Annotated in this window: 2 protein-coding genes (1 of these 2 cut by a window edge); one reads left to right on the top strand and one right to left on the bottom strand. The window is 48.7% G+C overall.

What is annotated here, in order from left to right; genetic code table 11:
- Positions 1 to 4 precede the first annotated feature (4 nt).
- Entirely contained in the window at positions 5 to 961 is a 957-nt protein-coding gene (locus Xind_RS07310; RefSeq protein ID WP_052189618.1) for a fimbrial protein, read from the top strand.
- A 49-nt stretch (positions 962 to 1,010) separates the two neighbouring features.
- On the opposite strand, the gene Xind_RS07305 is transcribed toward Xind_RS07310, so the two are convergent.
- On the bottom strand, positions 1,011 to 13,350 hold the 3' portion of the coding sequence (locus tag Xind_RS07305) for a non-ribosomal peptide synthetase (RefSeq protein ID WP_187649758.1). It continues 12,326 nt past the right edge of the window; 12,340 of the gene's 24,666 nt are visible here — the last part of the coding sequence; the start codon falls outside the window, past its right edge; the stop codon is at positions 1,011 to 1,013.

Genomic DNA, 13,350 nt, shown 5'->3' with positions numbered 1-13,350 from the left:
TATCATGTTTAATGTTGAACGTAATAATCGCTTTCAGATTAAAGCTAATAACTTTTTATTGGCATTATTAATTATCATTGTCGCGGGGAGTTATTCAACGCGGGTTACCGCAGCAGTATGTACGGCTAATAATGACACTCAGATAATCACATTTGGCGATATTTCTGTTGACTATAATGAAACATCTTTTCCGTATAGGAAAACCATCTTCAGTAATGGGAATGGGGTAAAATGTAGTAAATACAATCAGAATATATACGTCAAAGATATCAATGGAATAAAGAATTACCACAAAAATAACTTTTATAATACCAGTCTCTCCGGTGTCAGATTTAAATGGAGCCTCAAACCTAATGATTTGGAGCATGCGGAAATGAGACAGGGCAGTGTTAGAGGGATCGGCAAAGAAAAGACATTTGAGAGTAAATTTTATATAGAGATTGATGATAGTGTTCAATCCGGAAAAGTCAATGAGATAAAAATAATGATGGCTCGTCAAGATGAGAAGAGAAATAAAACCGAAGAGATTTTATACGAATATATCATTCCGGCTTTTAACGTCACAGCAAGAACTTGTAAAATAACCACGCCAGTTGTTAATGTTCCGATGGGAACTGTATTAGTTAGTCAATTTAAAAACAGAGGTAATACCGTTGGTGGACGTTCTTTCGATATTAACGTGCAATGCAAGGGATCCCCGAACGCGAGTATTATCTGGGAGCCGGGAAAAACTGATACAAATGGAGTGATAAATGCTGATTCAACCTCATCAGCAACAGGGATCGGCATCCAGATTTTAGATAGCGGAGGTAAGCCTGTGATATTTAATCAACCGCAGGATCTTGGCACGATAAATTCTTCGGAAACATTGTCATATATGGCGAAGTATTACCAAACCCATGATCGTGTTTCTGCCGGTAGCGTTAATGCCACGGCCACTTTCACTATCAATTATAAGTAATCATTAATTCTGAGGAGGCTAATTGCCTCCTCAGAATTTGGGTCATTCTCTACTTATTTATCCTGCCGAAATTTGTTTTTTGCATGTATTCCAGCTTCTGCCATAACTGAGCTACCCAGTGTTTAGTCTGGGGCATAGATAGCATGGTCATATGATTGCCGGGTACAAGCACAGGGTTTAGTTGAGTTACGTAAGTACTCCACATAGCTTCACGGTTTTTTGTTTCCTCTATATTGCCTTTCTCTGCACTGATCAGATGAACAAGCCCCTCATAGCAAGTGCGAGGGGTATAGCATGTGTTCAGATTAGCTTGCATCACGCGGATGACCCCTTGTAACAGTGACGTTGGTGTTTTGGCCGGGAGGAGACCGACATTCACCAAAGCACGAAGCAGATACTTAATCTGTTCATTTGGAGCCAGATCAGCAAAATCTTGCTCTGTGAGGGGCAGAGGTTGGCTCAACATCATATTGTAGATATCGATCAGTTCCATTATCGTCCCGACTCGGTTAACCGGCTTGGGAATATTTCCTGGCGGATTAGGTTCATCGGTATCAATAAGAATCAGATCAGATACTCGTTCTCCTGCCGCTTGCAGTTGCAAGGCTATTTCGAAAGCAATCCAGCCACCAAAAGAATGACCCAACAGATGATAAGGACCATGAGGCTGAGTTTGGCGGATGTACTGGATATAGGCACGAGCAGCGCCTTCTACACTTGTATGAGGGCAGTTGTGTTCGTCAGTTAATCCGCGAGCCTGCAAAGCGTATACCGGAAGTTGCGCTGGGAATGACAGCGCCAGCTCAAGCAAACTGGAAGAACTGGCACCTGCGCCGGGTATACAGAATAGCGGTGGTACTGACTGAGAGCCTCGTTGAATCGTAACACGCGGATCGTAAATCGGTACAGCCTGCAAGTGGTCGCTGATTGAGTCCGCTATCTGGTTCAGGAAAGGAGGGTGCATAATAGAGAAATGCGTTCCACCGATAGAGTGGCGTATGGAATCAAGACCGACAACACCAAACCAACCGAGCCAGATATCCTCGTTAATAGTTTCATCTGCGGTATAGAGATGAATAGGCAGGGACGATTTTGGTGCAAGATAGTCCTGACCAAGTTGTACCGTGATCTCGGAGGCGTACAGACGAAGGAGAATATCATCACGTGTGATACCGACAGGTAACCATTGTTGTTCAATGCAGCAATCAAGAACCTGTTCCAGGTTACTGAGCTGCTGGAGTTTTTCTAATTCTTTTAATATCTGTTCATCATTAACGTCCACCTGAGTACGCAGTGAGTCAATAAGTAGCTCAATACGCTTCGTCTCTGTATCGACAGCATGAACAGGCGAGTTTTGTCGTTCATGCTTATTTTTATTGGTATTAGCATTGTTATAAGAATCGATCATAGCGAGATATTCTACTGCCTCACCGTCGTTTATTAGTTGATGAGCCATTTCATAAGCGATCAAGCCACCAATAGACCACCCCGCAAGGCGATAGGGGCCTTGTGGTTGAACACGACGGATTGCCTGAATATGGCAGGCCGCGAGCGCTTCAAGTGATTCCGGGGGATGCTCAAGCATGTGGATACCAAGAGCCTGTAGTGCATAAACAGGAAGTCCGGGCGGCAGTAAGGACGCCAGTGGTGAATAGACCAATGGGTCGCCGGACGTTTCGTGTATCAGGAACAACGGGGACAAATCTCCTGCGGGTCTGAGCGGCACAGGATTGGCATCGAACGGCGAGGTTGGCAAGTCAACATGCTTACTAATGGCCAAAGCCAGATCATACAATATCGGATGAGCAAGCAAGACGACTAATGGAACTTCCATATCTTGTTCCCGCATATGGTTCAACATCTGTATAGCAAGCAGTGAATGACCGCCAAGTTCAAAGAAATGGTCGTAACGGCTGACTTTTTCCAATCCCAACAAATTTTGCCAAATTTGCGCCAACGTCATCTCTATCTTACCAAGCGGAGCTGCATAAGCGCGTGCCACTACAGCAGATGCGTCAGGGGCGGGGAGTGCCTGACGGTCGAGTTTGCCGTTAGGTGTCAGCGGGAATGCCTCAAGCACGATAAAGGCACTGGGTAACATATATTCAGCGAGATGTTGAGCAAGCTGCTGGCGTAGTTCAGCCGGGTCTAACGCAACACCGTGCAGAGGCAGAATGTAGGCAACCAGATGTTTTTGTTCCCCGTTTTTTTGATGAGAAGCGTCTTCACGCGCCAGTACCACCGCTTCGCTTACGCCGCGGCATTGCATCAATCGCGCTTCGATTTCGCCGAGTTCGATACGGAAGCCACGCAATTTAACCTGAAAATCATTGCGGCCGAGATATTCAATATGACCATCAGGCAACCAGCGGCCGAGGTCGCCGGTTTTGAACATGCGGGCGTCTGGCTCAGAAGTGAACGGATCAGGCAGGAAACGTTCGGCTGTCAATTCAGGGCGATTCAGGTAACCACGTGCTACGCCGGTTCCGGCAATATGGATTTCACCGACCACGCCAAGAGGGACAGGTTGTCCCCACGAATCGAGGAGATAAATTTGCGTATTGGCGATCGGGCGACCGATATGGTTAGCAAAACCTTCCGACCTGTTCATACGTGTCCAGGTCGAATAAGTTGTTGTCTCAGATGGTCCATATAAATTACATATATCCTGCACAGAAGAGCGGGCAAACAAATGCTCAACAACGTGTGGTTTCAATGCTTCACCGGCTAAATTGATGGTTTTGACAGACATGGGTATTGCATTGACTTCAAGCAAGTGTGAAATGGCGGAAGGCACCGTGTTGATCAGGCTGACGGGATGTTCAGTTGTGACCAGTGACAGCACATCAGAAACAAGATGAACCGTGCCACCAGAAATAAGCGGAGCAAAGCATTCGTACACCGCCAGATCAAAATTCAACGAAGTGGCAAACAGTGTATGCGCTAACTCTTCCGGGCTAAAAGTCCGTTGCGCCCAAGTGAGGAAATTGACTGTATTACGGTGGGTGATCGCCACGCCTTTGGGTAGACCGGTAGAGCCGGAGGTATAGATCACATAGGCCAAATGATGTGATGTCAGCCCCAAAATTTGCGCATCTGGGTTATTGTCAGGTAGTGCTCCAAAAAGGGGTTGTTGAGTATCGAGCAACACCGTGGGGACTGAGCTGGCAAGTTTGTCCACCAGCATTGTCTGGGTCAGCAAAGCCACGGGAGTGGCATCTTCCAACATATATGCCAGTCGTTCAGTCGGATAGGCCGGATCAAGTGGTACATAGGCTCCGCCTGCCTTGAGGATACCGAGTAATCCCACCACCATATCCAAACTGCGTTCAACACAAATCGCTATCCGATCATCCGGGCGTACACCCAATGTAATCAGATGGTGAGCCAGACGATTAGCACGGCAGTTCAGTTCGCCATAACTGAGTGACTGGTCTGCGTATACCACTGCTGTAATATCGGGGCACTGTGCAGCCTGAACCTCGAATAATTGGTGGATCAGTGCATCCTGTGGGAAGTTTGTTTGAGTAGCATTAAAATTCACCAGTAATTGCTGCCGTTCGGTTGCGGGCAATACATCTAACGCCAGTACAGGCATATCTGGCGCTTCAACCAATGCCGATATCAATTGTTCCATGGCTTGCGTGAGATAGCTATTTATCCTATCTGGATCGATACCATTCGCGGTTTGGGCTGACAGCATAAAACATTCACTATCATCATCAATCGACATTTCAAATGGATAATTGGTACGTTCGTAGCCACCTAAACTGGTTAAACCCAATAACGCCAGATTAGGAGTATCACGTTTGCTGTCCTGGACGCTATTCTGGAAACTACTATGGCGGAAATTTAACAATGCACTGAACAAGGGTATTCCACTAAGTCCACTGCAACGCTGTGCAAGAGATAGTGGTGTCTGTTCATAACGCAGCAGATTGGAACAGGCGTCACTCGTCATGTTAATGAATTCCGCAACACTGTTGCCTTTCAGTTTCAACCTTAAGGGCAGGGTATTGATAAACATACCCAGAGCACGCGCACTACCCTCTATACCCGACATACGACCTGATAAAACCGTGCCGAATAGAACGTCGTCTCGCCCACTGGTACGTGCAACGACAAGTGCCCAGGCGGCATGGAACAGAATCGCAGGGTGAGTTCCCAAACGGCGGGCCGTATCACGAATTGCGTGTGAAAGTTCGGCATCAAGGACTTTTAGTGCTCCAGTCTGGCACTCGTCATTTTCCTGAATATCCGTCAAGCCGAAGGGAGCTGTGATCCCATCGATATCTGCCAGGAACGTTCGGAAGAAAGCTTCCGCTTCTTCCGTTTTTCCTTCCTGACAGGCATAAGCAACAAAATTACGGTAAGGAACTGACGGAGGTAAATCATGACCACTTCCCATCAGGAATGCGGCTGTTTCTGCGAGCAAAGATCGGAGTGAGAGATTATCGTCAATGAGGTGATGCAACTGAAACAAGACGTATAATTTCGACGCATGCGGATCAGTTGCAACTTGTAAACGCATAAGCGGTGCATGAGATAAATCCATATGCAGGTATGACAATCCCATGCGCGCCTGCATACTGGTAACTATGTCACTATCACCATCAAATGTCAGTATATTCACCGGTAACTGCGCGTGTCGATGTACCACTTGAATGGGTTGTGGCAATCCCGCCCAGTGAATCGACGTACGCAGGATATCGTGTCGGTCGATGACAGCCTGTAATGCTTTAACAAAGGCATCAAGTTTTTCTTGATTTTCGACGCTGAACAGCAACGACATAATATAGTGATCTCTATTTGGCTCCAGCAAATGATGGAATAAAATTCCCTCCTGCAATGGCACCAGCGGATAGATATCCTGTATATTCCTGGCTCCATCGGGAATAACCTCGACAATGGCATCAATATCAGTTTGGGACAGTGAAACCAGAGGAAGCATATCAGGTGTAATTGCAGAGCAGCTTGCCGGGATTCGGTTAGCTGGCACGACAAAAACCGCGGTATCACGCTGGATAAGCTGTGCCATATCAGCCAGAACGGGAACAGAGAACACACTGCGAACATCAAGTTGCCAGCCGATGCGACGTAACCGCTCGATCAGGCTGATGATCATCAGCGAGTGACCACCGAGTTCAAAGAAATGATCGTAACGACCGATTTGTTCCAGCCCCAATAAATCCTGCCAAATCTGAGACAAAACGGTTTCTATTTCACCTATCGGGGCCTCATAGCCGCGGGTTACAACAGCGGATTGATCGGGAGCGGGAAGTGCCCGGCGGTCGAGTTTACCATTCGGTGTCAGCGGGAAAGCATCCAATATCACAAATGCACTGGGCAACATGTATTCAGCGAGATGCTGAGCAAGTTGTTGACGTAATTCAACCGGATTCAGTTCAACACTATTCAAAGGCAGAATGTAGGCAACCAGCCGTTTTTGTTCCCCGTTATTTTGATAAGAAGCGTCTTCACGCGCCAGCACCACCGCTTCACGCACACCGTGGCATTGTGCCAATCTGGTCTCGATTTCACCAAGCTCAATACGGAAGCCCCGCAGCTTGACCTGAAAATCATTGCGGCCGAGATATTCGATATTGCCATCGGGCAGCCAGCGCCCTAAATCCCCGGTTTTATACATGCGTGCATCAGTGTTGTTATTGAATAAATTACCATTGCTGAACGGATCAGAAATAAAACGTTCAGCCGTCAGTTCAGGACGATTCAAATAACCACGGGCAACACCCACACCACCGATATGGATTTCACCCGCTATACCAACAGGAACGGGCTGGCCGTGTTTATCCAAAATATAGATTTGCGTGTTGGCAATAGGATGGCCGATTGGCACTAATCCGATGTATTTATCCGCTGTACAACGCCAGGATGTGACGTCAATAGCGGCTTCAGTTGGGCCATATAAATTATGCAGCTCACAGTGAGCAAAATGAGCCATACATTGTTGTTGCAGGGAATATGATAATGCTTCTCCACTACATAAAATCTGCCGTAAAGAGAGGCAGCGACCGGCTGGCGTGAAATGGATAAAACTTTGCAGCATAGAAGGAACAAAATGAATAGTGGTAATACCACGAGACTCAATTTCTTCCAACAGATAGAGCGGATCTTTATGCCCGTTAGGGCGTGCCATGATGAGTTGAGCACCGGAGAGTAAAGGCAGGAAAAATTCCCATACGGAAACATCAAAGCTGAATGGGGTCTTCTGCAATATGCGATCAGACTGATTTAATTGATATTCATCTTTGGCCCATAACAAACGGTTGACGACGCTGCGATGCTCATTCATAACCCCTTTGGCTAGACCGGTTGAACCGGAGGTATAGAGTACATAAGCCAAATGACGGGATGTGAGTCCTAAATCAGTAACAGGCAGGTTATCCTGCCGTTGATTAGCGACATTTTTCTGGAATTCTTCGCTTTCCCATATCCAGATCGGAACATCGGTTTCTGGTAAGTGATTTTGTAAACCATTCTGGGTCAGAACTAACACAGGTTCGCTATCTGTCAGAATATAATTAAGCCGCTCCGTAGGGTAAGTGGGGTCGAGCGGTACATAGGCACCGCCTGCTTTCAGGATAGCGAGCAAGCCCACCACCATTTCCAGACTGCGTTCGGCACAAATCGCTACCCGATCATCAGGTCGCACTCCCTGTGCAATTAAACAGTGAGCCAGTTGATTGGCACGATAGTTGAGTTCACCATAACTGAGAATCTGTTCCTCAAACACCACTGCGGTAGTCTCCGGATGATTCGCTGCCTGAACTTCAAAAAGCAGGTGGATCAGTGCATCCTGCGGGAAGTCTACCTGAGTGGTATTGAACCCTGTTAACAACTGCTGCCGCTCTGATTCTGGCAGGATTGGCACTTGCAGGATTGACTGCTGCGGGTCGAGCGTCAGAGCATCCACCAGACCACGAAGGGCGATAGCCAGATAATGGGTTAATCTATTTGGGTCAATGCTGGTTACGGTCTGGGCGCTTAGACGGAAATCAACACCCAGATCATCGACTGACAGCGTGACGGGATAGTTAGTCCGCTGCTCGATGTCAATGACTCGCATACCCGCCCAGGTTGTGTCAGCTTCGCTGGTTTGACTACTGGTTTGATTATGGCGGTAATTGAGTAAGGCACTGAACAGTGGCATCGGTTGAATTACGCCGCTGCACCGTTGTGCCAGCGTCAACGGTGCCTGCTCGTGCTCCAGCAACATGGTTAAACTACGATAAGTCGTTTGTACGATGTCTTGTACGCTATGACCTGCCAAAGAGATGCGTATTGGCAGGGTATTGATAAACATGCCCAGTACTCTGTCAGCACCGGCTCCACCTTGTAATCGGCCTAGCAGTACAGAGCCAAAAACAACATCATCTTGACCACTGGTTTGAGCCAGCACCAACGCCCAGGCCACATGGAACAATACACTTGGGCTGACACCCAGATGGCGGGCTTGCGTCCGAATCGCTTTTGCCAGAGTAGGTTCGAGTGGGAGGAAGGCTTCGATGACAGGTTCACTGTCATCTTGTACTTTGAGTACGCCAAACGGTGCTGTTGGTTCATTAACGTCGGCAAGTTGATTGCAGAAATAAGCCTCATGTACCGAGGTTGGTACACTCAAGGTCTGAGCAATGAAATCACGATAAGGTAATGCGGCAGGCAGTAATTCGGCATTTCCCTGTGACAACGTCACAATTTCGGCAAAGATAAGTGCCATTGTCATGTTGTCACTGACCAAATGGTGGAAACGCAGGGCCAACAACCATTCATCCTGTACCGGATCATAGGCAATATCCGCGCTAAACAACGGCGCGCGATTCAGGTTGAGGCGGTATCGACGAGGATCAGTATGGGCACGTAGCTGAGTAAGGACATCATCCGGTGTAGCAGGCGTAAAACGGTTAATATGCAGCGGTGCCTGACGCCAGACTACCTGAACAGGCTGTGCCAGCCCTTGCCAATAAACCGCAGTGCGCAGGATATCATGGCGATCGATAACCTGTTGCAACGCTGACAGGAAAATATCGAGACGCTGACGGGTATTGAAAACGAGCAACGTTTGTAATAGATAATCATCGCCTTGTGTCTGTAACAAATGATGGAACAGAATACCTTCCTGCAACGGTGCCAGCGGATAAATATCCTGAATATTACTTACGCCACCGGGGACTGCACCGACAATAGCGTCAATTTCAGTTTGCGACAGTGAAACCAATGTCAGCATATCAGGAATGATAGCGGTACAGTTTTCAGGAATAAGGTTAGGTGGCACAACAAAGGCATCTGCATTATTTTGATGTGCCAAGATAGATTGTGCCAGTTCAGTGAGAACCGGAGTTGCAAATACACTGCGAACATCGAGGCGCCAGCCGAAACCATGCAATTGTCCGATAAGATTGACAATCATCAAAGAATGACCACCGAGTTCAAAGAAATGATCGTGACGGCCGACTCGCTCCAGTCCCAGTAAATTTTGCCAAATCTGCGCCAGAACCATTTCTATTTCATTAACGGGAGCTTCATAACTGCGGGTGACTATGGCTGATTGATCAGGGGCAGGGAACGCCTGACGGTTGAGTTTGCCATTAGGGGTCAGCGGAAACGCTTTTAGTACCATATAGGCACCAGGCAACATATATTCGGCGAGGTGTTGAGCTAATTGCCGACGCAGTTCGGCCGGCACTAACTCAATGCCATCCAGAGGTCGCAGATAGGCAACCAGACGTGTCTGCTCAGGTTCATCTTCGCGAGCCAGCACTACCGCCTCGCGTACACCGTGGCACTGCATCAATTTTGCTTCAATTTCTCCAGGCTCAATACGGAAGCCGCGCAATTTGACCTGAAAATCATTACGGCCGAGATAGTCAATATTGCCGTCAGGCAACCAGCGACCGAGATCACCGGTCTTATACATGCGGGCATTCGGATCGGAAGAGAACGGATCGGCCAGGAAGCATTCGGCAGTGAGTTCAGGACGGTTCAGGTAACCACGGGCAATACCAGCACCAGCAACATGAATTTCACCTGTCACGCCGAGAGGGACAGGTTGTCCATGAGGGTCGAGAAGATAAATCTGGGTATTGGCGATAGGTCGGCCAATCACTGATGCTTCCGGTATCCCGGCCTGAGCCTTGTATTCATACCAGGTAGCATCACCATTGACTTCGGATGAACCATAGAAATTTAACAGACGGAGCCACGGGCAATCTGTCACAACTTGTCGGGCCAGTTCAGGCGCTAGCCGTTCTCCGCTGCAAACCAACGTCCTGATGGATTTCAACTCATCATGATGGCCTTGGATTAAGTGTTTTAACAGCGAAGGCACCACTACCAGATAATTAACGCCAGAACGGCGTAAACCATCACCGAAACGGCTGAGATCTTTCACCTCATGATCACTGAACACCACCAGTTTGCCACCGGATAACAACACGCCCAACGTCTCGGTTATAGAATCGACAAAACTGATGCTGGTTTTCAGAGCCGCTACCAATGGCGTTGTTACGATATCGCGGACGAACCATAACAGTCGGTTACACAAGGCCTGGTGACTGTTCATCACGCCTTTGGGTAGCCCTGTTGAACCGGAAGTGTAAACAACATAGGCCAAACGGTGTGGAGACAGACCTGATACCACCGGATTGTGATCCGGCTGCATTGCCATGCAAGGGTCTTGCGTATCGAACTCAAGTGTATCGAGTTTTTGTATATCAATTAACACGACTGGCCCGGCATAAGACACAGTATTGCGCCATGTTGTTTGGGTAAGTAACACGGTGGGAGTCGCATCCTCAAGCATATAAGTCAGTCGCTCAGCCGGATAGGCCGGATCCAGCGGAACATAAGCACCGCCGGCTTTCAGGATGGCAAGCAGGCCCACGACCATCTCCAGACTGCGTTCGACACACATTGCCACCCGGTCGTCCGGGCGAACGCCCAGTGTGATCAGATGATGAGCCAGTTGATTGGCCCGGCGATTCAGAGTGTCGTAACTGAGCGATTGCTTTCCGCATATCACTGCTGTTGCATTGGGATTGATCGCTGCCTGTTTTTCGAACAATTGATGAATCAAGACATTCTGCGGGAAGTCTGCTTGTGTTGTGTTGAAATCCACCAATAGTTGTTGCTGTTCTGCTTGCGGCAACATCGGCAGGGTTGCTATTGCTTGTGTTGCATCCGCTGCCATTGCCGCCAGTACTTTCATTAAATAACCAACCATACGCTCAATGGTTGCGGCATCGAACAAATCGGAGGCATATTCCAGATCACCCACTAACCCTGCTTCTGTTTCGGTCAGTGACAGCATCAGATCGAAGTGAGCACCGTGACGTACTTGCTCAACCGCTGAAAGTTGCAAGCCGGGCAGTGACAATGTTTGAGCCGGCGTATTGTTTAAAGCCAGCATCACCTGAAAGATCGGGCTGTAGCTGAGGCTGCGTTCTGGCTGTAGTGCTTCTACCACCTGTTCAAAGGGCAAATCCTGATGAGCATAGGCGGCCAACGCACGTTCCCGAACCTGAGCAAGCAGGCTGGCTATATTGGATGTATCACTCAGCGTGACCCGTAAAGCGAGTGTATTGACGAAGAAACCGATTAAATTCTCAAGTTCATGATACGGGCGGTTAGCGACTGGCGTGCCGATAACAATATCCTCTTGCCCACTGAGTCGGGCAAGGACGATACCCCAAGCCGTCAATAAGGTCATAAATAAAGTGGCGTTATGACGTTTCCCCAGTGTCTTAAGAGATGTCAATAAGGCCGCATCAATGCAGAGAGGCACCCGGTCGCCAGCATAGCTTTGTACTGATGGCCGCGGATAGTCGGTTGGCAGCGTCAGTAAGGTCGGAACCCCCTGGAGTTGATGACGCCAAAAATCGAGTTGTTCGGCAAAAACGGTTCCCTGCAACCAATTGCGCTGCCAGGCAGCATAGTCAGCATATTGAATGGGCAGCGGCGGCAATGGTTCATCTTGGCCGCTGAGGGTGGCACGGTAGAACGCACCCAGTTCATGTATCAACACACCGACAGACCAGCCATCGGAGATAATATGATGTTGAGTGATCAGCAGTACATGCTCTTCATCCGCCAGTTGCAACAACTGACCTCGGATTAGTGGGCCATGAACAAAATCAAACGGCGTCCGGGCTTCAAGGGCGGCAAGCTCCGCAATGTAATGAGCGTGTTCTTCTAACGCTAACGAGCGCAGGTCTTGGCTGGATAAGGTAAAGCCGATATTTGCAGGCTCAATGTGTTGATAAGGTTGCCCCTCAATCAGAACAAAATGGGTACGCAGACTCTCATGGCGGATGACCAGCCGATCAAGTGCGGTGGTCAAAGCATGACGATCAAGCAAACCGGTAAGATGGAGTGCAGCTGGAATATGGTAAGCCTGGCTGGCTGCTTCATCAAGCTGTCCAAGGAACCATAGACGCTGTTGAGCGAAGGAGAGTGGCAGTGGTTGATTGCGGTCAGCCGTAGGGATAACACTCTGAGAAGTTGGACAAACACTGATGAGTGAGCGAGCCAGCTCCATCAAGATAGGTTGAGCAAAGAGTTGCTGCAACGGTAATTCCTGTGCCAATTCCTGACGTATACGCGCGGCAAACTGGACAGCGAGCAACGAATGTCCTCCCAGTTCAAAGAAATGGTCGTGACGGCTGATCCGTTCCACTCCTAGTAGTTCTTGCCAGATCCGCGCCAGAACGATTTCGGTTTTACCGATGGGGGCTTCATAGCCACGTACAATCATGGCGGATAAATCCGGCACAGGCAGTGCCTGACGGTCAAGTTTACCGTTAGGCGTCAATGGGAAAGCATCAAGCGTGACAAAGGCGCTCGGTAACATATAGTCGGCGAGATGGTGTGCAAGTTGCTGACGCAGTTCGGCGGGAATCAGTTCAACACCTTCTGACGGTAGCAGATAGGCGACCAGCCGTTTCTCTGCTGTGTTCTCAGCGGAAATATTTTCGCGAGCCAGCACGACGGCTTCACGTACCCCGTGACATTGCATCAATCTGGCTTCGATTTCTCCCAGTTCAATGCGGAATCCACGGAGCTTGACCTGAAAATCATTACGGCCGAGATAATCAATATTACCATCAGAGCGCCAGCGACCGAGGTCACCGGTTTTATACATGCGTGCATTCGGATCGGAAGAGAACGGATCGACCAGGAAGCGTTCAGCCGTCAGTTCAGGGCGGTTCAGATAGCCGCGGGCCACTCCCGCACCAGCGATATAGATTTCGCCAGCGACATCGAGGGGAACAGGCTGACCGAAGGCGTCGAGAATATAAATCTGAGTATTGGCTATCGGGCGGCCGATAGGAATAGAGCGAGCCGCATCAACAAGTGAAGTCATGGTATAAGTT

It is taken from the genome of Xenorhabdus indica, from assembly GCF_014467235.1.
In the GTDB taxonomy this organism is placed as follows: domain Bacteria; phylum Pseudomonadota; class Gammaproteobacteria; order Enterobacterales; family Enterobacteriaceae; genus Xenorhabdus; species Xenorhabdus indica.
The sequence above is the reverse complement of the archived record's forward strand: the minus strand, read 5'-3'. Positions and strand labels throughout refer to the sequence as shown.

Excerpts from the sequence above, each read along its gene's own strand:
- Xind_RS07310 (WP_052189618.1), top strand. The coding sequence starts at position 5 with ATGTTTAATGTTGAACGTAATAATCGCTTTCAGATTAAAGCTAATAAC.